We start from the raw sequence: 19,811 nt of genomic DNA, 5'->3' as shown, positions 1-19,811 counted from the left end.
TATGGATCAGGCAGCCTGGACGCGGGCGCGGCTGGACGCAGCGGTTTCCGCCGTGTCCCGCGCCGGGTGCAGCACGAAATCAAAGGCGATTTCGGCATAGGCACCCTGGATGCCATGGGCCTCGGCCCCGGCATCGCGCCGGGTGACCGGCGGGATCAGTTCGTCACGGGTGGCATAGGCGAAATCATCATGCAGATAGGGATCGCCATCGATATTGATCTGCGTGGTCAGATGGCGCTGCCCCTCGGCAGAGACGAAGAAATGGATATGGGCGGGGCGGCAGCCATGGCGGCCAATCGCCTGAAGGATGGCCTCCGTCGACCCGCCCGGCGGGCAGGCATAGCCCGACGGCACGATGGAGCTGAAGGCGTAGCGCCCGTCCGGCCCTGTCACGATGGTGCGGCGCAGGTTGAAATCGCTCTGGCTTTTGTCGAAGAAGGAATAGTTGCCCAGCCGGTTGGCGTGCCAGACTTCCACCGTCGCCCCTTCGACCGGCTTGCCATCCGCGTCACGGACGGTGCCATGCATCAGCAGGGTTTCGCCCTGTTCGCTGCCATCATCCAGCCGGGCAAAGCCGGTGGAAACCGGCGCACCGGAGACATAGAGCGGGCCTTCGATGGTGCGCGGCGTGCCCCCGGCAATGCCGGCCGCCGCATCCTTGGCGTCGGCCCGCATATCCAGAAAACGCTCAATGCCCAGCCCGGCAGCCCACAGGCCGAATTCCCGCGAACCGGCAATGGCGAAATTCATCGCCGCCCAGAATTCATCGTCGCTGATGTCAAATTCATCGATGGTGGCGAACAGGTCACCGACGATGCGGCGGATGATCGCCTTCAGCCTTGCATCGCCCCGGGGCTGATCCTGGCCGCTCAACTTGTCCAGCAATGCCTGCACATCGGCCTGGTCCACGAAACGCTGGGTCATCTTTCCTCTCCCTGGCGCGCTTGGGCGCTCTGCTTGATTGTGACGGAAACGGTATCAACGCTCATCGGCATGGATGGAGGATGGGTGCCGGCACAGTGCCGTCACCGTGATTTCCATGAAGGGGAAGAGCGGCAGCGTGCTCAACAGATCGTGCAGTTCCTGGGCATCGGCCACGTCGAAGATGCTGACATTGGCATAGTGCCCGGCGATCCGCCAAAGGTGGCGCCACTTGCCCTGGCGCTGAAGCTCCTGCGCGCGGGCGCGCTCCACCTGTTTCAATTCATCGGCGCGTTCGGGCGCCAGATCGTGCGGCAAGCGCACATCCATACGGACATGGAAAAGCATAAGGCCACCCCTGATCAGGAAAGGATGTGGTGCCGCGGCCGGTCGGCGTCGCGGCGATGGAAGGACAGCTTGTCCTCATCCAGGCGGATGCCCAGGCCGGGGCCGGTTGGCACCGTCAGGGCGAAATCGGCATAGGTCAGCGGCTCGGCCAGAATATCCTCCACCAGCAGCAGGGGGCCGAACAGTTCCGTCTGATAGGAGAGCTGCGGGAAGCAGGCGAACAGGTGCGCGGATGCTGCCGTCGCCACCCCGCCTTCCAGCATGGTGCCGCCATAGAGGCCGATCCCCGCCGCATCGGCGATGGCCCCGACGCGCGCTGCACCGTAAAGCCCGCCCGATTGCTGGATTTTCACCGAAAACACATCGGCCGCCGCCTCTGCCGCATGGGCAAAGGCGCTGGCGGGCCCGGTCAACCCTTCATCGGCCATCACGGCCAGCGTGAAACGCTGCGACAGGCGCGCCATGGCGCCCCGCAAATGCCCCGCCACCGGCTGTTCCACCAGATCGCAGCCGGCCTGTTCCAGCAGGGCCATGCCACGGGCTGCGGTCGGTTCGTCCCAGGCCTGGTTCACATCCACCCGCACGCTGGCCCGGTCGCCCAGGGCGGCCTTGATGGCGGCGACATGGGCGGCATCAGCCGCCACAGCGCGCTTGCCGATCTTCAGCTTGAAGATGTTGTGGCGGCGGGCGGCCAGCATCCGCTCCGCCTCCTCAATATCCTTGCCCGTGTCACCACTGGCCAGGGTCCAGGCCACCGGCAGGCTGTCGCGCCGCCGCCCGCCCAGCAGGTCCGACAGCGGCAGGCCGGCCCGGCGGGCGGCGGCATCCAGCAGGGCCGTTTCCACCGCGCATTTGGCGAAATGGTTGCCGACCACCAGCTTGCCCACCAGATCCATCAGCAGCGCCGGCCGGGAAGCATCATGCCCCAGCAGCAGCGGCGTGATATAATGGTCAAGCGTCAGCTTGATGCCTTCCGGGCTTTCCGGACCATAGGACAGGCCACCGATGGTGGTCGCCTCCCCGATCCCTTCAACCCCATCCTGGGTACGGATGCGCACGATCACCAGGGTCTGCACCTGCATCGTCGCCATCGCCAGCACATGCGGGCGGATGGTGGGCAGGTCAACCAGACAGGTATCGATGGAGACGATCTTGGACATGGCGCTTCCAGGGTTATTCCCGTTTCTTTCTTTCAAGACGGTAACGGTTGCCAGCCGCGCCTTGAAAGACTATCTCGGTCCCTGATGATACCTACAGAGTATGGAAATGATCGATCTCCGGCACCTGCGCTATTTTCTGGCCGTTGCAGCAGAACGCAATTTCACCCGTGCCGCCGACCGGTTGCATATGGCGCAGCCACCGTTGAGCCGGCAGATCCAGCAATTGGAGGCGGAACTGGGCATGGCCCTGTTCGACCGCGACAGCCGGCCCCTGGCACTGACCCCGGCCGGGCAGATCTTCCACGAACAGGCCCAACTGGTGACGCAGCGAATGGATGATCTGCGGCTGATGATGCGCCGGTTGCGGTCGAGCGAGAAGGTGCGCTTCACCGTCGGCTTCGTGCCATCGGTCATCTATGGCCGGCTGCCCTCCGTCCTGCGCGATTTCCGCACCGCCCTGCCCAATATCGACCTGCGGCTGGTGGAGATGATGAGTGTGGAGCAGATCGGCGCCTTGAAGAATGGGGAGATCGATATCGGCGTCGGCCGCATCCGCTTCGATGAACCCGCCTTGCGGCGCGAAGTGCTGCTGGAGGAACCGCTGGTCGCCGCCTTGCCGCAGGGCCATCCGGCACTGGCACAGGACGGCCCGCTGGATCTGGCCGAGCTGGCGCGCGACCCGGTGATCATCTATCCGCGCGAACTACGCCCGTCCTACGCCGATCAGGTGCTGGCCCTGTTCCACGACCATGCGCTTTACCCCACCTCGCATGAGGTGCGGGAGTTACAGACGGCCATCGGCCTGGTGGCGGCGGAGGCCGGCATCTGCATTGTGCCGCAATCGGTGCAGCGGCTGGAAAGAAGGGATGTCGCCTATCGGCCGCTGCGCCAGAAGGCGACATCCCCCATCATCATCAATTACCGCAAGGATGAAGCCTCCCCCCTGGTGCAGACCTTCCGCAAGGTGATGCAGGCCAATTACCAGACCTGATTATGGTCGGGAGGCGGGCACCGGGCAAACCGGCGCCCGCACTGCTGATCAACCCTTGGTCAGTTTTTCCCACCATTTTGCTTGCGACTGGCAGGCATAGCTGTCACCCCAATTGGCATCCACCGGCTCCAGCGGGGTCGGCGGCATGTCGTCCATGGCCTTCAGATATTCAATGATGGCCCGGCGCTCCTCGGGCGACAGGGCGCGGCCGATGATGCCGGGACCGGTCTTGTCGCTGAACAGGTGACCGCTATTGGCATTGCCGGTCTTGTTCGTCTCCAACTCGAACCCGCCCTTGATCTTGGTGGTGACGTAACCGAGCGTTGCCGGGTCATATTCATAATTGCCCAGCCAGAAGCTTTTGGAGCGTTCAGCCAGCGGGCTCAGCAGTTCATAGACATTGGGTATGGCCCCGTTATGCAGATAGGGCGGGGTCGCCCAAACGCCATCCAGCGGCCGGGCCTTGTAGGCGCAGGGGGCGCGAACAAGGTTTTCCCGGCCGAATCCATCATAATCCTGACGCTGCTGTTCATTCAGACCCAGCAGATCATAGGCGCGATCCTTGACCCCAGTGGTCACCACATAAAGCCCCGTTGCCGGATCGATATCACCGGGTTTGCCGGTCAGTTTCGTGGGATCGACCACCGTGTCGGCGAAGTTGCCGGCGGCCGTCGGGTCTGTGCCGATCCGTTCCAGCGGCACCATGGTGACCGCCCATTTCGCCTTCTCGTTCTGGCCTTCCTTGATCGGGCGCGGGGCATGGCAGTGGGAACAATTTTCTTCAAACAGAGCGCGGCCCTGTTCGGCCTTGGCCTGATCATAGGCGCCGAAGATCGCCGCCGGCCATTTCGGCGCGGTCAGATGCCACAGCCGTTCCTCAATATCCTTCAAATTCGTCACCGGGATGGAGCTATCCCAGTTGTCCGGCTGGGGAATCGGATCCCCGTTGACGGTGACGAAATTGGTGCGCGCCCGCACGCCCAAGGCTTCCCCGACATTGCGGGCCATGGGCTGATGCACGGAGCCATTATACTGCACCCAGTCGAACTTCCAGATGTCCCACAGATAGGGGAAGTTCACCGGCGCATCGGCGGTGCGATAATTTTCCGGCTGATGCAGGTCATCGCCGAACACCGTATTGCCAATGCGGCCCAGCGCGTCCAGCCGGGTGAAACCTTCCTTGGTGGGGTAGATATCCTTGGTGAAGCCGTACCAGACGGTGGCGATGGCCTTATGCGCGGCGGCCTTGAAGGCCGCCTTCAGAACGGTATAGGCCCCCTCATCCTCGTACCGGTCGCCCAGCACCGATTTGGCAAAGCGCCGCCATTTGAAGGGGTTGTAATAGGTTTCGATCAGCGTCAGGCCAAAGGCGCTGGAAAAGCCGGTAACATCGGCCCCCGCCTGCCCGCCACTGACCCGGAAGGCCGTACCCTTGTAGCTGAGCTGCCCCGTATGGCAGGCGGCACAGGTGAAGCCCACCACCGGCCCCATCCCCTTATCCTTGGGCGGCCCCTGGTCACTATGCACGGCAAAACCAACGGGAAGACCCAGCGGGTTGCGCTGGGTCACCGCCTGCGGCAGGAAACCCAGCTGGGACAGGAAGCCGCTGTCCGACAATTTGTCGCTGCTGAAGGGGCGCTCCAGGGCCATAAACCAGGAGACGGGCGCGATCACCGTACCCTGGGCGGTGTAATCATAGAAGTCGCGGTCCTCCGCGCTCCACCCCTGTTCAGCCCAGACCACCTTCTCCACCGGGCGATCCGGCAATTCCCCTCCGCAACCGGCCAGGACTGACAAGGCAGCCCCGGCCAGCAACATCTTCCCCCATGCCCGCATCTTTTCCCCCTCACAGCGGATTTCTATCCGAACAACCTATGCCACAGGTTGTTTTGTAGCGGAATTAAAATCGCTAAGCGGGAGCGGGGGATAGGCGGTCAGGCGGCCACCGCAACCGGGCCGATATAGCGCGATTGCGGGCGCATCAGGCGGCCGGTGGCCTCCTGCTCCATCACATGCGCCGCCCAACCGGCCACCCTGCCCATGGCGAAAACGGGGGTGAACAGGTCGCGCGGCAGGCCAACCGCATCCAGCAGCAGGGCGGTATAGAATTCGACATTGGTTTCCAGCGGCCGGTCGGGCCGGTGCTGGCGCAGGGCGGCGATGGCCGCCGCCTCCACCTGTTCAGCCAGTTGGATACGCGGGCTGGACAGCCGGCGGACGGCCGCCTTCAGCACCTCCGCCCTGGGGTCACGCACCCGGTAAATACGGTGGCCAAAGCCCATCAACCGGCGACCCGCCGCCAGTTCACCCGCCACCCAGGGGCCGGCATTGCCGGCATCGCCCACCGCATCCAGCATATCCAAAACCGGCCCCGGCGCGCCGCCATGCAGCGGGCCTTTCAGGGCGCAGAGCCCTGCCACAATGCTGGACACCATGCCGGCGCGGGTGGATGCCACGATACGCGCGGCGAAGGTAGAGGCGTTCAGCCCATGGTCGCTGACCGTGACCAGATAGGTATCCAGGGCGCGGGCAAGCGCCGCGTCGACCGGTTCCCCCGTCACCATGCGCAGGAAATCCGCCGCATGGCCCCGGCTGGCATCCGGCGCCACCGGGGCCAGCCCCTGCGACTGGCGGTGCTGGGCAGCGATGAAGACGGGCACCGCCGCCGTCACCAGAATGGCGGCATCCTCTTCCATGGCGTCGGGCAGACCAGACAGCATCAGCCGCAACCCCTCCACCGGGGTCAGCCCCTGCGTACCCGGCAGCAGCCGGGGCACCAGCGCCCAGGCCGTCAGCCGCGCCCGGCCCAGATGCTGGCGGATACTGGCCTCGCCCTGATCGGCCAGCGGGTGGAAGCCGCGCCAGAGCAGTGCTGTCACCCCTTCGAAATCCAGGCTGGCTGCCGCGCGCTCCACCGGCAGACCGCGCAGCACCAGCACCCCGGCGGCGCCATCAACATGGCTCAACACCGTTTCCGCCGCCACCACACCATCCAGACCGATATTCATGACATCCTCCAACAATGAAACCTTGATCGCTGGACAGTGTCGGGGGAGCGTGCATATATGGTCAATCTTGATTGAGTTGATCAATATATCATGAACAATCCCCTGACCCTGAGCGCCAAGGAAGCTGCCGCCGAGCTGGGCGTCAGCCTCGCCACGCTTTACGCCTATGTCAGCCGCGGCCTGATCCGGTCGGAGGCGACGGGCGGCGGGCGGACGCGGCTTTACCGGGCCGATGATGTGCACGCGCTGGTGGCCCGCCGCGACCGCCCCGCCGACGCCACGCCCGACCGGGCGCTGGACTGGGGGGCCCCCGTGCTGGAATCGTCCATCACCCTGATCACCGGTGGTGGGCTTTATTATCGGGGCCGCGACGCCACGGCCCTGGCGCAGGAAGCCAGCCTGGAAACTGTCGCCGGCCTGTTGTGGGAGTGCGCAGAAGATGCCTTCGCCGGGGAGGCGCCGATGCCCCTGCCGGCACTGGCCGCGCAGTTGCCCGCCGCGATGGACCCGCTGGACCGGCTGCTGATCCTGTTACCGCTGGCGGGGGCGGCGGATTTGAAGGCGGTGAACCGTACCCCGGCGGGGCTGGCCCGCACCGGGGCGCGCATCCTGCGGCTGACCGGCGCGGTGCTGACCGGGACCGAACCAACCCGCCAGCCGCTGCACCAGATGCTGGCCGACGCCTGGGACATGCGGGAGGCAACAGCACAGGCGCTGATCCGCGCCACGCTGGTGCTGTGCGCGGATCATGAGCTGAACGCGTCCGCCTTCACCGTGCGCTGCGTTGCCTCCACCGGGGCCAACCCCTATGCCTGTATATCGGCCGGGATCGGCGCCTTGCGCGGCCCCCGCCACGGTGGGGCGACGGGACTGGTGGCGGCCCTGCTGCCCCGTCTGCTGGATGGTCCCGAGATGCCCGCCCAGGCCCTGGCCGCCCTGCTGGCACGGGGGGAGGAAGCGCATGGCTTTGGCCACCCGCTTTATCCGGAGGGGGACATCAGGGCGCACTGGCTGCTGCGCCGGATGAAACAGGCCTGGCCACAGGACCAGCGGCTGGGCCGTGCGCTGGAACTGGCCCGCGCCGGCAAGGAGATTGCCGGCCTGCCCCCCACCATCGATTTTGCCCTGGTGCTGCTGGCCGACCGACTGGGCCTGCCGCCCACCGCCCCGCTGATCCTGTTCACCGTGGGGCGCACCGTCGGCTGGATGGCGCATCTGCTGGAACAGGTGCGCTCGCCCGTGCTGATCCGGCCACGGGCGCGTTACACCGGTATCCGCCCAGGGTGACGGCTTGGCATCGCCCATCCCGGACCACATATGAAACGGGGAAGGGAGACGATGGATGCCCGAACAGACACCCGAGATGGATGAGGCCGCCGAGGAGGCGTTGCGCGTCGATCCGCAGAAGCTGGTGCGCGACAGCAAGCTGGTGCTGGCCCGCTTCTGGGGCAAGCTGCGTGATAACCTTGCTCGCATTCCCTTTGCGGAAAAGCTGATCGCCACCTTCTATGCCGCCACCGACCCGGCAACGCCGTTCCGCGCCAAAGCCATCCTGATGGGGGCCTTGGCCTATTTTATCATGCCGGTGGATGTCATCCCCGATTTCATCGTCGGGCTGGGTTTCACCGATGATGCGGCTGTGTTGTTGTTGGCCTTGCGGGCTGTCAGTGGCGCCGTCCTGCCCCGCCACCAGGATCAGGCCCGCGCCTGGCTGGTGAGCCACAAGGTCAGCCCGACGGACGAAGCGGAAATCCAGGCCGGACCAGTGATTGAGAACTGAGTGTCTGTCCGGAAAGCTTTCTTTTTTCAAGCTCTTACGCGATTTAAGATTCCGTATCACCGTCACCCCGGCGAAGGCCGGGGTCCAGTTTCGTGAAGCAAGGCGCCTGTGATTCTGGACCCCGGCCTTCGCCGGGGTGACGGTGAAGATAAAGTAATGAATTGATAATAAACGAAAAAATTTCAAACAGACACTGAGGGAATGGCTTTTGGTATTATAGCCTCTCCTGCAAGGCGGCGATGAACAGCCGTACCTTGGGCGGGATCAGTCTTGGGCTGGGGGTGATGGCCCAGATGCCCCAGGGCTCCACCACCGCATCGGCCAGCTCCACCGGTACCAGCGCCCCCGCCGCCACCTCCTGCGCCGCGTTCCATGCCGCCATGCAGGCGATGCCGGCCCCGGCGATACAGGCGGCCTGCACGGCATCAATGCTGTTGGCGGTCAACCGCCCCTCCATCCGATGGTGCAGCACCCGCCCGTCGGTGACAAAATCCCAGTAAGGCAGGCTGGTCTGGATCAGGCAATCATGCCGGGCGAGATCGGTCAGACGGCGCGGGCAACCGCGTGCTGCCAGATAGGCGGGGGACGCGAAAAGCTGGCGCGTGCTGTCCCCCAGCCGGCGGGCCATCTGGCTGTTTTCCAGCGGCTTGCCGACACGGATCGCCAGATCCACCCCGTCGGCCGCCAGATCCAGCCGCAGGTCAGTCACCACCAGTTCCATCCGCAAGGCTGGATGGGCCGCCAGGAAGGGCGGCAACAACGGGGCAATCACCTTGCGGGCAAAGGCGCTGGAAGCACTGACCCGCAGCAGGCCCGATGCGCCCAGCGCCTCCGGCCGCACGGCATCGCGCGCGCCGGCCGCCCCCTCCAGCAGGGCGCGGGCATGGGGGAGAAATGCCTCCCCCGCCGTGGTCAGCGACAGGGCGCGCGTGGTGCGGTGAACCAGCCGCACACCCAATTCCGCCTCCAGCGCTGACAGCCGGCGCGAGGCCACCATGGGGGCAATACCCAGCCGCCGGGCGGCAGCAGCCAAACTGCCACTGGCCACGGCCTCCACCAGAACCTCGGCATCGGCAAGGTTGATCATATCGTTTTCCGATAGGCTGGCATATCAATCCTGCAAACTACCGCCATTTCAGGAGATAATCCAGAGTGTGGTCCATGAACCGCTAACGGAGTGATCTTCATGGACACCCACGCAATGACCGCCGGCCCTGTCACCCAGGCGCAGCCGCTGAACCGGGCGCTGACCTTTGCCCTGGCGGCGGGGGCCGGGGTGGCGGCGGCCAATATCTATTATAACCAGCCCATGCTGGGGCTGATCGGCCAGGAGTTGGGCGGCGGCGTCAGTCTGGTGCCCACGGCGACCCAGTTGGGTTATGCCGCCGGCCTGTTCCTGCTGGTGCCGCTGGCCGACATGCTGGAACGCCGTGCCCTGGTGGTGGGCACCTTTCTGGCCCTGGCGCTGGCGCTGGCGGGGGCGGCCCTGGCACCGGGGGCCGGCACGCTGATCGCGGCATCGCTGCTGATCGGACTGTTCAGCACCGTGGCGCAACAGATCGTGCCCTTTGCTGCCCATCTGGCCCCGGCACACAAGCGGGGTGCGGTGGTGGGCACGGTGATGTCCGGCCTGCTGACGGGCATCCTGCTCAGCCGCACCGTCGCCGGGCTGGTGGCCAGCCATGGCGGTTGGCGCACCATGTTCTGGCTGGCTGTGCCGGTGGCGCTGGCCATGGCCGGCTGGATGGCCCTGCACCTGCCGAAAAGCCCGGCAGAGGGCCGGCTGCGCTATGGAGCCATGCTGAAATCGCTGCTGCATCTGTGGCTGGAACTGCCGGCCCTGCGGCTGGCGGCCCTGACCCAGGCTCTGATGTTCGGTGCCTTCAGCGTGTTCTGGACCGTGCTGGCCCTGCGCCTGCAACAGCCGGATTACGCGCTGGGTGCCGATGTCGCCGGCTTGTTCGGTGTGCTGGGGCTGGTGGGCATTCTGGCCGCCCCGCTGTCCGGCCGGCTGGCCGACCGGGGCGGGCCGGCGGCGGTGGTGCGCGCCGGTGCCGCGCTGACCCTGGCCGCCTGGACGATCTTTGGCCTGTGGCAGAGCCTGACCGGGCTGGTGCTGGGGGTGATCGTGCTGGATCTGGCGGTGCAGGCGGCCCTGATTTCGAACCAGCATATCGTCTTCTCCCTGCGGCCGCAGGCCCGCGCCCGGCTGAACACGCTGTTCATGGGCTCCATGTTCATCGGGGGCGGCTTCGGTTCGGCCGCCGCCATGCAGCTCTGGCCCCTGGCCGGCTGGGCGGGCGTCAGCCTGCTGGGTGTGGGCCTGTCGCTCCTGGCCCTGTTGGCGCAATTGACCGCGCGGAAGTGAAAGACGCCTTCCCGGCCCTGATGACAGCGACCATGTCAGGCCCGATCCGCCGCCACCTTGCGGCGGATCAATTCCGGGGGGCCCGGTTGAGCAGACTATGCCCGCAACATATTTCCCACCAAATCCACCAGCACCGCGACAAACGCATCCGGCCCCACCCCGCGTTTGCGGTATTTCGCCCGCTTCACATACCAATCCTGCAGCATCGGCTTGATCAGGGCGGCCACCATGGTTGGATCGACCGGGCGGAAGCGGCCGGCATCGATGCCATCGGCGATGACGTCGCGCAACAGGCCTTCCGTCCACAATTCGCTTTCCACCGCCATCTCACGCCCCTGCTTGCCAAAGGCCTTGGCTTCCATGAAGGCGAAAACAAACCAGGGGCCCATGGTTTCTGTCAGATAGACATGGCGCGCCATCAGGGCGCGCAGCCGCGCCAGCGGATCACCGGTCGCAACATCCGGTGCGGTCAGCACCAGACCGATGGCATCCACCACCTGCCCCAGGATCATCAGCAGCAGCGTGTCCTTGCTGTCGAAATAGCTGTAGAGCGCGCCCATCGACAGGCCCGACTGTTCCGACAGGTCGCGCAGCGACATGGGATGGAACCCGTTTCGGTTGGACAGGGCCAGGGTGGTCTCAATGATCCGCACCAGATTGGGCACCGCCGTATCAGCCTTGCGTACCCTAATGGTGGCCTGATGCCGCTCCAGAATGCGGCCGCACAGCGCCGCCATCGATAGGTCGAATTCCTGCTGGAACGTGCTGTAACTGTCCATATCGGCCCCCTTCGCCGCCCGACATAGCATGAACGGCCATTGCCGGCGAAGCCGAATGACGATATAAAACGAGCGCTCGCTTTTTTGAAAGACCCTCGCCATGGATTTCGCGCTGCCCCCCGCCCTGGAGGATTATCGCCGCCGCATCCGGGATTTCGTGGAAGCGGAAATCCTGCCGGTGGAAGCCGACCGCAGCCACTGGGACGCGCATGAGAATATTGCCGAGGGGCCCTTGGCCGCCCTGCGTGCCAAGGCCAAGGCGGCCGGCCTGTGGACCCTGCAACTGCCACGGGAAGCCGGCGGCCAGGGCCTGCCCTTCACCGGCCTTGCCGCCTGTTATGAGGAGATGAACCGCTCCATCTTCGGCCCCGTCTGCTTCAATGCCGCCGCCCCCGATGATGGCAATATGCGGCTGTTGCATCAGGTGGGCACGGAGGCGCAGAAGCGCCGCTGGCTGGACCCCATCGTCGAAGGGCGGGTACGCTCCGCCTTTGCCATGACCGAACCCCATCCCGGCGGCGGGTCCGACCCGTCAATGATGCGTACCCGGGCGGAACGCCGGGACGGGCGCTGGGTCATCCATGGCCATAAATGGTTCATCACCGGGGCTGGTGTCGCCCAGCATTTCATCCTGCTGGCCCGCACCTCTGACGATCCGCGCAAGGGCCTGACCGCCTTCCTGTTCGACCGCGACCAGCCCGGCTGGCGCATTGAACGCCGCATCCCCATCATGGGACCGGAGGAACATGGCGGCCATTGCGAGCTGATCTTCGACGGGCTGGAGGTGGCCGACGAAAACGTGCTGATGCATGTCGGCGACGGGCTGAAAGCCACGCAGATCCGCCTGGGCCCCGCCCGGCTGACCCATTGTATGCGCTGGACCGGCCTTGCCAAGCGCTGCCTGGAGATTGCCGGTGCCTATGTGAAGGAACGCCACAGCTTCGGAATGTCGCTCGCCGAGCATGAAGGGGTGCAGTGGATGCTGGGCGAAGCGGCGATGCAGATCGAGATTTCCCGCCTGCTGACCATGCGGGCCGCCGCCGAACTGGATCGCGGCCATTTCGCCCGCAAGGAAGTGTCGATGGCCAAGGTACAGGTGGCCGACACGCTGTCGCGCACGGTGGATACCGCCATCCAGCTTTGCGGCGCGCGCGGCTATTCCCGCGATACGGTGCTGGAATGGATTTACCGCTATGCGCGGCAGTCGCGGCTGGTCGATGGCGCGTCGGAGGTGCACAAGATGGTGCTGAGCCGGTCCTATCTGGCCGAAGGGGACGCGTTCTGGGGGTGGTCATGAGCACCGCTTCCCTGTCACCCGCGCAGTTGCAGGGCCTTGCCGACTGGCTGGCCCGGCGGTCAGGTCAGGATGCACCCTTGTCGATCAGCCATCCAAAGGTACTGGGCTGACGGCCCTGCATGGGTCGTTGACGGCGGGTTCGGCTGGTCATACATTGATCAATGACTCATCAATCATGAATAAGCGGCGCTCGGCCGCAATCGAACAGCGGAGGATGCAACCCCATGTCCGTGATCAACAGCCAGCCGCCCCAGCCCGCCGTCGACCCCTCCCCCACGCCGCCGTCCTTGCGCGGCGATCCCATCACCGGCAGCCGTTATACCAGCCGGGAATTCATGGCCCTGGAATGGGACCGAATGTGGACGCGCATCTGGCATATCGGGGGCTGGGCGGCCGACCTGCCGGAACCGGGCGATTACATCACCCATGCGATCGGGCAGGAGAGCATCCTGATGGTCCGGCAGGAGGATGGATCGGTCGCCGCCTTCTACAATGTCTGTCCCCACCGGGGAAACCGGCTGGTGCATGGCGATCTGGGCCATGCCAAGGTCTTTACCTGTTCCTATCATTCCTGGCAGTTCGACCGGGCCGGCACCACCTGCCGGGTTCAAGACCCCGATGATTTCCCCCAGGGAAACCCCTGCGGCAAGGTCAAGCTGTCCGCCATAAAATGCGAGGTCTGGGGCGGTTTCGTCTGGTTCAACATGGACCCAGCAGCCCCACCCTTGCGCCACTATCTCGACCCTGTGGCCGCACAATTTGAAAAATACAGCATGGATCAGCAGGTTCGCGTGCTGTACCTGACGGCAGAGGTCAATTGCAATTGGAAGGTCATTCACGACAATTTCAATGAAAGCTACCATCTGCCGACCCTGCATCCCGAACTGTCGACCTTCATTGAGGATGCCTATCAGGACACGCTGTTCGACCTTTACCCGTCCGGCCATAATCGGATGCGGATGAAGGGCGGGATGCCCTCTCTACGGGCGCAGAGCGTCACCGATGTGGCCCAGCCGCTGGATGATATCCTGCGCGCCTGGGATCTGGACCCCGCCGCCTTTCAGGGCCATGCCCGCGATGCCCGCCGGGCCTTACAGGAACAGAAGCGACGCCTGGGCCGGGAACGCGGCTTTGCCCATTATGATCTGCTGGATGATGACCAGTTGACCGATTATCACCATTACACCCTGTTCCCCAACGTCTCCCTGACCATGAGTGCGGACGGGTTCCAGTTGCTGCGGCCGCAGCCGCACCCGACCGATCCGGAGAAATGCCTGTTCGATCATTGGTTCATGGTACCGGTGGTGCCAGGCCAGACGGAGGCGATGACCCCGGTGGGTCCGCGTTGCCTGGCAGAGGCGGAACATGAAATATTCAGCCATGGCGACCAGAGCCTGGGCTTTGTCGCCGATCAGGATCTCTCCATCGCCGTGGGGCAGCAGCGGGGCCTGCGCTCCCGTGGCTTCAAGGATGCCTATCTGACCGGCCAGGAAGCCCGGGTCCGCCGGTTCCACGAGATGATCAACGATTATATTGAGGGCCGGCGCTGATGCCCTATGCCTCCGTCACCGCCGTGACCCGGCGGCGACGGACGGGTTTGGGCGGTGCCTCTGCCGCTGGTGCGACCGCTGGCACCGCTTCCGGCACCGGGTCCAGCGGCCCAGCCTTCAGGCCCGTGGCAACAAAGCGCAGATAGGTATCCAGCATCTCCGGCGACAGGGGCCGGATCTTGCCATCAACCGCGCAGAACCGCATCAGCAGATAGGAGCGCGCACCCATCAGCATACTGGCCACCTGTTCCAGTTCCGCCTCGCTATAGAGCGGCGGTTCCTGGTCCTTCAGACTGCGCCGAAGCGACCGGACATAGCGTTCCAGCAGCATGTCAACATGGGCACGGAAGGCGGTGGGGGCGAAAAGCTCCGCCTCCATCATCAGGCGGTACATATAGGGATGGGCCACCAGATAGGCGAAATTCGCCTCCAGCCCCCGCCGCTCCACCTCCAGCAGGGAGGTGGCGTTGCGCACGGCATCGCTGATCTTGTCCAACATGCGCGCCCCCAATGTGGGCAGCAGCAGGTCGAACAGTTCCTGTTGTGACTTGAAATGCAGATAGAAGGTGCCGTGCGCCACCTTGGCCTTGGCCGTCACCCGCGCGATGGAACAGCCGGAATAGCCATAACGCCCGACGATCTTGGCCGCCGCCTCGATCAAAGTCAGGCGCGTGGCCTCATTCTTTTCCACCTTCTCGGCAGATGGCTTCCGTTTCCGCCCCTGTGCGCTGACCGCCACCGTCCCCACTCCTTGACCCTGCTTCGCCACCGGACGACTGCCGGCCGAGGCTGATTTCAAGGCGATGATAGCAACGGAAGGGGCCGCGGTTCAACCGGGGCGGCCTAATAAGGCCGTTCAGTCATCCGGGGCCACCACGATGGAGAGGCCGGTCAGCGCTGGGCCGACCGGGATCTGACAGGCCAGACGCGACTGCGGCATGGTATCGGGCAGGTCGGCCAGCAAGGCCGCCTCATCCGCGCTGACCAGCGGCAACTGACCCTCCATGGCATTCAGCACATGGATATGGCAGGTGCCACAGGCCATGTTCCCCCCGCACAGACCTTCTACCGACAGGCCGCCATTACGCAGGGCCACCATCAGGCTGTCGCCATCGGGGGCGTCAAGGCTGTGCCGGGTTCCATCACGGTCGGTTACCTGGATCAGGGTCATGGCGCTTCCTTTATTGACTTATGATTCATTGATCATAATCATATCGACAGGGGCTAACGTCAAGTGCCGTCTGGCGCAGACGGACAAAGGCAAAAGGGAGGAGCAGGAGACATGACGATTGCAGATGTGGTCGGCGTTGAACAGCGGGGGGCCGTGGCGCATGTCACCTTCAACCGCCCCGATGCGTTGAATGCCCTGGACATGGCGCTGGCCAGCACCCTGGATCAGACGCTGGCACGGCTGGCGGTGGATGAAACGGTGGGCGCCATCGTGCTGACGGGGGCTGGCCGCGCCTTCATGGCCGGCGGCGATGTGCGGGAATTCGCCCAGACGCTGGACGGCCCGGCCGCCGCCCGCAGCACCTATTTCAGCCGCCTGATCGACCACGCCCATGGCGCGGTGGAGCGGGTGTGGCGGATGCCGAAACCGGTGATCGCCGCCATCAATGGGCCGGTGGCCGGTTTCGGCATCGGATTGGCGGCGGCCTGCGATTTTTCTATCGCCGTAGAAAATGCAGGCTTCTCCCTGGCCTATTGCCATCTGGGCGCCACGCCGGATGGTGGGGCCACCCTGATGCTGCCGCACCTGTGCGGCCTGAAACAGGCCAGCGCGCTGGTGATGCTGGGCGACCGGTTCGGCGCCGCGGAGGCCCACCGGCTAGGCATCGTCAATCAAGTGGTGGCCGCCGATGCGCTGGCCAACACGGTGGACGCCCTGTCGCAACGGTTGGCCGACGGACCGCTTGGCACCCATGCCGCGACCAAGGCACTGCTGCGCGGGCCGCTGACCGCCGCCTTCCTGGCGCAGTTGCAGGCAGAAAAGGACCAGTTCACCGCCCGTGCCAACGGTGCCGAGTTTGCCGAGGGGCTGCGGGCTTTCCTGGGCAAAAGGAAGCCGGATTTCACCAGCCGCCCGGACTTGACAAGCCAAGACTCGCGCTTCATTCTGACTAACGAATCATAAATCAACAATATGTCATCACAGCCGGTCAAACCGGCACCGTGATCCATGGAAATCGGGAGGAAACAATGCCGTTCACGGGACCGGTGGAAGACCGGCTGGCCATCCGCGAGCTGAATGAAATCTATGCGGATGCCGTCAACCAGCATAATGCCGAGGATTGGGCCTCAACCTGGGCGGAAGACAGTTTCTGGTGCCTGCCGCATGTGCCGGGGATGGAGAAACTGTCTGGCAAACAAACCATCGTTGATGCCTGGGTGGCGGCGATGAAACATTATCCCGACATTGTGTTTCTGGTACTGCCCGGTTCCATTGTGGTGGCGGGCGATCAGGCCACGGCCCGCATGTATACGGCGGAATCCTATACCGACGCCGAGGGCGTGGCCCGACGCACCCATGGCCAGTATGACGACATCCTGGTGAAGATCGACGGGCGCTGGGCCTTCAAGTCCCGCACCTTCTCTGTGCGTTACTGGGTTTAAGGGGGGCATGATGGGACGTCTTGCCGGCAAGGGTGCCATCGTCGTCGGTGCCGCCAATCGAGACAATATGGGCCAGGTCATCGCCCGCCGCTTCGCCGCCGAAGGGGCCACGGTTGTGGTCGCCGGCCGCAAGCGGGAGGAGCTGGAGCGGCTGGCTGGGGCGATCGGCGGCCACGCCGCCCTCTGCGACATCACCGACCGGGAACAGGTTTTCGCCCTGGCCGCCTTTGCCAAGGAAAAGCTGGGCCATGTCGATATCGCCCTGAATGCCACCGGCTGGGGCCTGCTGAAGCCGTTTCTGGAGACGACGGAGGAAGAGTTCGACCAGATGAGCGCGCTTCAGTTCAAGGGGCCGTTCATGTTCTATCAGGCGGTGATCGGGGCCATGGACCGGGGCGGATCGATCATCCAGATCAGTTCCGCCACCGCCACCATCATGCTGAATGACCATGCCGCCTACATGGGGGCCAAGGCAGGGACGGATCACATTATCCGCGTCGTGGCGCATGAATTCGGGCAGCGCGGCATCCGGGCCAATTCCATCTCCCCCGGCCTGACCGCCACGCCGATGACGGCGGGGCATATGGCCATTCCCGGCCTGACAGAGGCGTTCCTGCCGGAATATCCGCTGGGCCGCATCGGCACGTCGGAGGATATCGCGGCGGCGGCTGTGTTCCTGGCATCCGACGAATGTTTCATGACCGGCCAGAATCTCCAGGTCAATGGCGGGCTGACCCTGCGCCGCAACCCGACAAAGGAGGAGATGGCGGCATCGATTGCGCGGGCGGCGGGGGGTTAGTGTGTGTCAGGTTTAGATTGAACCGATCATCCCTTCTCTACCGTCACCCCGGCGCAGGCCGGGGTCCAGAATCAAAGGCGCTTTGCTCTACGAAATGGACCCCGGCCTGCGCCGGGGTGACGGTGGAAAGTGATTGAGCGTAAACCTGACAAACTCTAATCGTCCCCCTGCCCCGCCACCTTGCGCTTACGACGCGGCGCCAGCGGCACCACCTCTGCCGCTGGCGCCGCTATCGCTTCTGCCGGCATGTCCAGCTTCACGCCCAAACCTTCGGCGACGAAGCGCAGATAGGTTTGCGTCAGTTCCGGGGTCAGCGGTTTCAGGCTGTTACCCTCCACACAGAACCGCGTCAGCAGGTAATAGCGGGCACCCAGCAACATGGAGATGACGGCATCCAACTGGTCTTCACTGAAGGCCGGCTGGCTCTGCGCCGCCATCGACCGGCGCAGCGACTTCTTGTAGGGCTTGGCCAGTTCCTCAAAATATTGGCGATAGGCCACGGGGGCGTAAAGCTCCGCCTCCGACGTCACCCGGTGCAGATAGGGATGCTGCACCAGATAATCGAAATTGGCCACCAGCCCGCGATGTTCCAGCTCGATCAGGCTTTTACTGTCGCGCACCGCCTTGCCGATCACCTCCAGCATCTCCGCGCCCAAGGCGGGCAGCAACTGGTCGAACAGATCCTGCTGTGATTTGAAATGCAGATAGAAGGTGCCGTGCGCCACCTTGGCCCGGGCGGCGACACGGGCGATGGAACAGCCGGCATAGCCATATTTGCCGATAACGCGGGCGGCGGCATTCAACAGCCGCGTCCGCGTCTCCTCATTCTTCTGGACCTGCGCTTCCGACCGCCGGCGGCGGCCGGGAGCTGGTTCCTGTTCATCCGATGGGGCGGTGGTTTTGGCTTTTCTGGGCGGCACGGGCAGACCTGGGATTTGTGCGAAAACGAGGCGTCATTAGCATACATGACTAATGACTCTATAATCATTTTGTCACACTCAACGCCGCAACTCAATCCACCCTCTTGCCCCGCAACATGGTTACCGGGACTCAGAAAGTGGCATTGACGGGGGGATGCTGAAAAGTTAATATGACTAGTGAATCAAAAATCATTCTTCGGGAGGATCGGACCACCGGCTCAGGTGCCGGGCACGGTCCGGGGCAGCGGGAAACGGCCGCAACAGCCGCCCCTTCTGCCTGACGCAACAGGGAGATTTCCATGCAGATCAGCCGCGAGCAGATGCTGCGGGCCTACCGCCAGATGGTGACGATCCGGGAGTTTGAGGAACGGATCCATGTCGATATCCAGCGCGGCGGCATTGCCGGCTTCACCCACCTTTATGCGGGGCAGGAGGCGGTGGCCGTCGGGGTGTGCGAACACCTGACGGAAAAGGACAAGATCATCAGCACCCATCGCGGCCACGGTCATTGCATCGCCAAAGGCTGTGACGTCATCGGTATGATGAAGGAAATCTATGGCCGGCAGGATGGCTTGTGCAAGGGCAAGGGTGGCTCCATGCATATTGCCGACCTGGATAAGGGCATGTTGGGCGCCAATGGCATTGTCGGCGGTGGCCCGCCCATCGCCGTGGGCGCCGCCATCACCGCCAAGGTGCTGAAGACCGGCGGCGTCGCCGTGTCGTTCAGTGGCGATGGTGCCAGCAACCAGGGCACGGTTTTCGAGGCCATGAACATGGCCGTGGTGCTGAAAGTGCCGAAAATCTTCGTGCTGGAGAATAACGGTTATAGCGAACATACCGGCTTCAGCTACGCCGTTGGCGGCCGGGATATGGTGCGCCGCACCGAAGGCTTCGGGATGCCGGTGTTCCAGGCCGATGGCTATGATTTCTTTTCCGTCTATGAGGCGATGCGTCAGGCGACGGAACTGTCGCGCAATGGCGGCGGCCCCTGCGCCGTCTATGCCGAATGCACCCGCTTCTTCGGCCATTTCGAAGGCGACCCGCAACTTTACCGCGCCAAGGATGAGGTGGCGCGGCTGCGCGCCGAAAACGACAGCCTGAAAATCTTCCGCCAGCGGGTGACGGAGACAGGATTGCTGCCCGGCAGCGATCTGGATCAGGTGGAAAGTGAGGTGCGGGAGTTGATCGACCGCGCCGTGCGCGAAGCGGTGGCCGCCCCTGCCCCCACCGAAGCCGACGTTCTGACCGACGTTTATATCAGCTATTGAGCGGGAGCC

The 19,811-nt window shown here is 64.4% G+C and carries 20 protein-coding genes; 10 read left to right on the top strand and 10 right to left on the bottom strand.

Features of this window, described 5'->3' with window-relative positions; genetic code table 11:
* Window positions 1-6 precede the first annotated feature (6 nt).
* The 3 genes from catA to GE253_RS06465 are packed head-to-tail and all read right to left on the bottom strand — an operon-like array spanning window position 7 to window position 2,429.
* On the bottom strand, window positions 7-924 hold the full coding sequence (gene catA, locus GE253_RS06475; RefSeq protein WP_153203296.1) for a catechol 1,2-dioxygenase: 918 nt from the start codon (window positions 922-924) through the stop codon (window positions 7-9).
* A 54-nt stretch (window positions 925-978) separates the two neighbouring features.
* Entirely contained in the window at window positions 979-1,269 is a 291-nt protein-coding gene (catC, locus tag GE253_RS06470; protein WP_153203295.1) for a muconolactone Delta-isomerase, read from the bottom strand.
* Between the two features lie 14 nt (window positions 1,270-1,283).
* Complete coding sequence (locus GE253_RS06465; protein ID WP_153203294.1) at window positions 1,284-2,429, bottom strand: muconate cycloisomerase family protein; 1,146 nt, start codon at window positions 2,427-2,429, stop codon at window positions 1,284-1,286.
* 106 nt (window positions 2,430-2,535) lie between these two features.
* Here GE253_RS06465 and GE253_RS06460 point away from each other — a divergent pair, with 106 nt between their 5' ends.
* Window positions 2,536-3,420: a LysR family transcriptional regulator gene (locus GE253_RS06460; protein ID WP_153203293.1), complete on the top strand. Its 885-nt coding sequence runs from the start codon at window positions 2,536-2,538 to the stop codon at window positions 3,418-3,420.
* A gap of 48 nt (window positions 3,421-3,468) precedes the next feature.
* Here GE253_RS06460 and GE253_RS06455 read toward each other — a convergent pair whose 3' ends face one another.
* Both GE253_RS06455 and GE253_RS06450 read right to left on the bottom strand, forming a co-directional pair.
* A complete protein-coding gene (locus tag GE253_RS06455) occupies window positions 3,469-5,256 on the bottom strand; it encodes a di-heme-cytochrome C peroxidase (RefSeq protein WP_153203292.1) in 1,788 nt (595 codons plus the stop codon).
* A 98-nt stretch (window positions 5,257-5,354) separates the two neighbouring features.
* Window positions 5,355-6,428, bottom strand: coding sequence for a citrate synthase/methylcitrate synthase (locus GE253_RS06450; RefSeq protein WP_153203291.1), 1,074 nt, complete (start codon window positions 6,426-6,428; stop codon window positions 5,355-5,357).
* Between the two features lie 90 nt (window positions 6,429-6,518).
* Here GE253_RS06450 and GE253_RS06445 point away from each other — a divergent pair, with 90 nt between their 5' ends.
* On the top strand, window positions 6,519-7,715 hold the full coding sequence (locus tag GE253_RS06445) for a citrate synthase family protein (RefSeq protein ID WP_153203290.1): 1,197 nt from the start codon (window positions 6,519-6,521) through the stop codon (window positions 7,713-7,715).
* A gap of 55 nt (window positions 7,716-7,770) precedes the next feature.
* Window positions 7,771-8,208, top strand: a complete 438-nt coding sequence (locus tag GE253_RS06440) for a YkvA family protein (protein ID WP_153203289.1) — start codon at window positions 7,771-7,773, stop codon at window positions 8,206-8,208.
* A 214-nt stretch (window positions 8,209-8,422) separates the two neighbouring features.
* Here GE253_RS06440 and GE253_RS06435 read toward each other — a convergent pair whose 3' ends face one another.
* On the bottom strand, window positions 8,423-9,295 hold the full coding sequence (locus GE253_RS06435; RefSeq protein WP_153203288.1) for a LysR family transcriptional regulator: 873 nt from the start codon (window positions 9,293-9,295) through the stop codon (window positions 8,423-8,425).
* A 99-nt stretch (window positions 9,296-9,394) separates the two neighbouring features.
* Here GE253_RS06435 and GE253_RS06430 point away from each other — a divergent pair, with 99 nt between their 5' ends.
* Window positions 9,395-10,576, top strand: a complete 1,182-nt coding sequence (locus tag GE253_RS06430; protein WP_247878503.1) for an MFS transporter — start codon at window positions 9,395-9,397, stop codon at window positions 10,574-10,576.
* Window positions 10,577-10,671: 95 nt separating this feature from the next.
* Here GE253_RS06430 and GE253_RS06425 read toward each other — a convergent pair whose 3' ends face one another.
* Complete coding sequence (locus tag GE253_RS06425; RefSeq protein WP_153203287.1) at window positions 10,672-11,355, bottom strand: TetR/AcrR family transcriptional regulator; 684 nt, start codon at window positions 11,353-11,355, stop codon at window positions 10,672-10,674.
* 100 nt (window positions 11,356-11,455) lie between these two features.
* Here GE253_RS06425 and GE253_RS06420 point away from each other — a divergent pair, with 100 nt between their 5' ends.
* Window positions 11,456-12,652: an acyl-CoA dehydrogenase family protein gene (locus tag GE253_RS06420; RefSeq protein WP_153203286.1), complete on the top strand. Its 1,197-nt coding sequence runs from the start codon at window positions 11,456-11,458 to the stop codon at window positions 12,650-12,652.
* A gap of 224 nt (window positions 12,653-12,876) precedes the next feature.
* A complete protein-coding gene (locus tag GE253_RS06415) occupies window positions 12,877-14,202 on the top strand; it encodes an aromatic ring-hydroxylating dioxygenase subunit alpha (RefSeq protein WP_153203285.1) in 1,326 nt (441 codons plus the stop codon).
* A gap of 4 nt (window positions 14,203-14,206) precedes the next feature.
* Here GE253_RS06415 and GE253_RS06410 read toward each other — a convergent pair whose 3' ends face one another.
* Both GE253_RS06410 and GE253_RS06405 read right to left on the bottom strand, forming a co-directional pair.
* Window positions 14,207-14,941, bottom strand: a complete 735-nt coding sequence (locus GE253_RS06410) for a TetR/AcrR family transcriptional regulator (protein ID WP_348770781.1) — start codon at window positions 14,939-14,941, stop codon at window positions 14,207-14,209.
* A 117-nt stretch (window positions 14,942-15,058) separates the two neighbouring features.
* On the bottom strand, window positions 15,059-15,373 hold the full coding sequence (locus tag GE253_RS06405; protein ID WP_153203284.1) for a 2Fe-2S iron-sulfur cluster-binding protein: 315 nt from the start codon (window positions 15,371-15,373) through the stop codon (window positions 15,059-15,061).
* Window positions 15,374-15,484: 111 nt separating this feature from the next.
* On the opposite strand from GE253_RS06405, the gene GE253_RS06400 reads away from it, so the two are divergent.
* The 3 genes from GE253_RS06400 (at window position 15,485) to GE253_RS06390 (ending at window position 17,614) form a co-directional block, all read left to right on the top strand.
* Window positions 15,485-16,336 (top strand): enoyl-CoA hydratase-related protein, encoded by an 852-nt coding sequence (locus GE253_RS06400; protein WP_153203283.1) that lies wholly within the window; start codon window positions 15,485-15,487, stop codon window positions 16,334-16,336.
* Between the two features lie 65 nt (window positions 16,337-16,401).
* Window positions 16,402-16,815, top strand: a complete 414-nt coding sequence (locus GE253_RS06395) for a nuclear transport factor 2 family protein (RefSeq protein WP_153203282.1) — start codon at window positions 16,402-16,404, stop codon at window positions 16,813-16,815.
* Between the two features lie 7 nt (window positions 16,816-16,822).
* Window positions 16,823-17,614 carry an SDR family oxidoreductase gene (locus GE253_RS06390; protein WP_211101363.1) on the top strand — a complete coding sequence of 264 codons (792 nt, stop codon included), beginning with the start codon at window positions 16,823-16,825 and terminating at the stop codon, window positions 17,612-17,614.
* Window positions 17,615-17,769: 155 nt separating this feature from the next.
* Here the strand turns inward: GE253_RS06390 and GE253_RS06385 are convergent, their stop codons facing one another.
* Window positions 17,770-18,534, bottom strand: a complete 765-nt coding sequence (locus GE253_RS06385; protein ID WP_173012530.1) for a TetR/AcrR family transcriptional regulator — start codon at window positions 18,532-18,534, stop codon at window positions 17,770-17,772.
* Window positions 18,535-18,833: 299 nt separating this feature from the next.
* Here GE253_RS06385 and GE253_RS06380 point away from each other — a divergent pair, with 299 nt between their 5' ends.
* Window positions 18,834-19,802, top strand: coding sequence for a thiamine pyrophosphate-dependent dehydrogenase E1 component subunit alpha (locus tag GE253_RS06380; RefSeq protein ID WP_153203280.1), 969 nt, complete (start codon window positions 18,834-18,836; stop codon window positions 19,800-19,802).
* Window positions 19,803-19,811 lie beyond the last annotated feature (9 nt).

Origin of the sequence: Niveispirillum sp. SYP-B3756, from assembly GCF_009495745.1 — a bacterium.
Taxonomy (GTDB): Bacteria; Pseudomonadota; Alphaproteobacteria; order Azospirillales; family Azospirillaceae; genus Niveispirillum.
Note: the sequence above shows the minus strand (reverse complement) of the source record. Positions and strands in the feature narration are given on the sequence as shown.